Consider the following 2,820-nt stretch of genomic DNA (forward strand, 5'->3'; position numbering starts at 1 on the left):
GCAAGCGGCGGCAAGCGCCCTGGCGGCGATCGAAAACCATGACGCGCGCGACCTCTTCAGCAGCGACGCGCGCAAGCAAGTGGAGGCGACCAAGCTCGCCAAGGCCAATACGATAGGCGAGCGCGAGCGCTATACGATGACCAACGCCGGCCCCGCCGCGTTGGCCGGAGCCGTCAACGCATTTGGCGCGACCGCCGGCTTGGCGCTCACCGTCGAGAAGGACATCGCAGTCAGTCATGGGATTCATCCCGAAGCCAAGTACGGCGATCAGAACGATGCGCGCCTGCTCGTGCAGGGCAGCGCGCCGGTGACGGCGCCCTACTCCGCGGCCGAGCGCGCGCGATTCCAAAAGACCGGCATGAGCCAGCTCGTCGACACCCTCAAGCGCGAAGGGGATCCGGTCGTGTTCAAGCTCGACCTCTCCGCCGCGAACTCGATGTTGCTCGATCTGAGCGACCGGCACAACGACGCCGCGCTCGACAAGCTGCTCGAAGCCATCGAAACGTCGAAGGACGTACCGGAGGAGATTCAGGTTTCCCTGGGAGGCGCCAAGCTGTCCTCGGCCAAGCTCAGCGGCACGACGGGGTACTACGATTGGCGCTATCGACAAGCGCCCGTCGCAACGAAAGCGAAATTCGTCGCGCGGCAAGCCAAGATGTTCGCCGACAGCGTCCGCGTTTCAATTGCCAGCCCCATCGCGCAGGTCATTGCACAGGTCCCGCTGGCGACCACGCGCCGCGCGGTCGATCGCGGCAATCAAATGAGCCCGGGGGTGCGCGAACGTCTAACCGATCTCGCGACGGGCAAAACCGTGGAAGACGGCCCACGGCAGGAAAGCATTCCCACCGCGGGGAACGAGACATCGCCTCCGCCTGGCGATGCGCCGATTGCCGAGGAATCCCCTAGTTCCACCCTATTCGATCCGCGCGCGGCGGCGCTTGCATTGCGCGAGATCCCCGAGTTGGGACACAGCGCGCGCGTCACGCATGGCGACATCCCGGCGGCGCGTCCCGAAGCGGCATTTCGCCCGCGGCCCGCGCAAACGCCCTCGACCGCCGCGACGGAGCAAGAGCCGGCGGTGAATAGCGCACTCGACGCCCAACGCGACATGATGATGGGCGAAGGCCGCGCCGAGACCCTGCAGTGGTTCGGGCAACGCGGCATCAGCGCCGCCTACAACAGCGGCAGCGGTATGGACTGTCTCATCATCTCGCTCCTGCAGCATGCGACAGGCCGCTACGATAGGGCATCGGAGCCCGAGCTCGCGGAAACGGCCGCGCGCTACCGCGCACAGTTGGCGCAGGCGTATCCCGAGATCGAGCAAGGCGATCGTATGCTTTACGACGACGAGCCGGCGCTCGAGGAACTGATCCGAACGGTCAATCGCGACTATCGAGCCGACATGAACGTCCAGCTGATCACGCCAAGCGCCGATGGCCCCGTGCGTTTCCAAGCATCGGCGCTGGGCGCGCAGCCCGTCGGCATCGTCATGTTCGGCAATCATTTCCAAGCCGTCCACCGGCCGGCCGATGCGGTTCAAGAAACAGCCGAGCCGGTGGACGAAACGGCCGCCGATCCGATATCCCCGCGCGAGACAACCGCCGCGAGCGGCACACGCGATGCGGCCGAGCAAGCCAACGCAACGGCTGACGATCGACCGCAGCAATCCAGCGAGCCCGACGCCGGCGACTCGCTCGGGTCGCGCGTAATCGGCCGCGCCGACGAGTGGCGCGTTTCGGGTCTCGCCGCCGAACGAGCGCGTACCAGGCTCGGAGCCGGCCGGCGCACGAGCGAGACGCCAGTCGCCCCGGCGATGGACGAACAGGCTTTCGTTCGCACGCCCAAACGTAACCCCAAAGCCATGCGAAAAGACGTCCGCAGCTGGCTGACGGCGAGTCCGCATCCTGACTCCACTGGGGCGATGGCCGAAGACGGTTTCATTGCCACGCCCAAACGCAATTCGAAGGCGGCGCGAAAGAACGTCAAGACGTGGCTGCAGGCGAGCCCCCATCCGGATTCGAAGCAGCCGCTCGAAGAAGACGGCTTCGTTCGCACGCCCAAGCGCAACCCGAAGACGGTGCGAAGAGACGTCAAAGCATGGCTTGAAGCGAGCCCTGATTCAGGTTCCCTGGCGCAGCCTGAAGCCGAGGGCTTCGTCCAAGCACCCAAGCGAGATCGAAAGAGCGCGCACAGCCGCGTCAGAGCCTGGCTCGCGGCCAGCCCCGATCCGGCCGCCCTCGATCCGGTCGACGAGCGGCCTGCCGTTCGCACGCCTGAACCGGGGCGGCCAACCGAGGGAACCGAGGCCAAGCCCTGGTGGGAGGCGAGCCCGAACCCGGATTCCGAGGAAGTGATCGGAGAACGGATCAGGGCGGTGTTCGATTCGGCTCCGGATCACTCGGAGCGAGAAGCATGACGCAGGACCCGCGCAACGACCCTGCCGACATCCGGCGCGAAACGGACGTTAGATAGATGAAGATCGATCCTCGCCTGCCCCCGCTTGGGGGCCCGACGTCGGAACAGGGAGCGACGCACACGGACGCTCGCGAGCCGTCCATCTCTCGCGCGCCGTCGCGCTCGCTCTTCGTTTCACCTGCGCTCGAGGCGCTGAGCAGCGCTAAGCCGCGGCGCACCACGCACGCCGTCGGCGCGGAGGCGCGATCGAATGCGGTATTACCAGACAACACGTACGCACAACGTAATCCGAGGCGCATGACGCTCGCCGAGCTGTTCGAACAGGAAGATCGCGAGCAGCGCGCAAATGCGCTGTCCAAGCCAATGCTGGCCGAAATCGGCGAAGAAGGATCCGAGGAAGAGGAA

1 pseudogene is annotated in these 2,820 nt (G+C 66.1%); it reads left to right on the forward strand.

The window, feature by feature from the left end:
- Nucleotides 1-2,416: pseudogene (locus tag ACTHNR_RS07560) on the forward strand (hypothetical protein); the annotation flags it as partial.
- Between the last annotated feature and the right edge of the window lie 404 nt (nucleotides 2,417-2,820).

The sequence above is a fragment of the Trinickia sp. genome (assembly GCF_051954495.1).
Lineage (GTDB): Bacteria > Pseudomonadota > Gammaproteobacteria > Burkholderiales > Burkholderiaceae > Trinickia.